This window comes from Bradyrhizobium sp. 23AC (assembly GCF_054863025.1).
The window spans coordinates 1-252 of the sequence record NZ_JAVAYN010000247.1; the positions used below are offsets into that span (position 1 = coordinate 1).

Annotated in this window: 1 pseudogene; it reads right to left on the minus strand. The window is 71.0% G+C overall.

Going from position 1 to position 252, the window contains the following annotated elements:
- A pseudogene (locus RAD10_RS42305) lies at positions 1-252 on the minus strand (MBL fold metallo-hydrolase); the annotation flags it as partial.

The window sequence follows — 252 nt, forward strand, 5'->3', positions numbered from 1 at the left end:
GTGATTGTGGCTGAGCAGAACCAGCGCAATGTCCGGCAGATCGTCGAACGGGATCGCGGGCGGCCGCACGCGGGCCGGGCCGAGGAACGGCACCGGGCTGGCGCGCTCGACGTAGACGGGATCGGTGAGGATGCCACCGTGGGACGTCTGGAGCAGGAACGTCGAATGGCCGACGAACGAGACGACGATGCCGTCGCCCTTCCGCGGCTCGGGACGGCGAGGCGTGAGCGGAACGTGGCGGGGCCAGGGCGC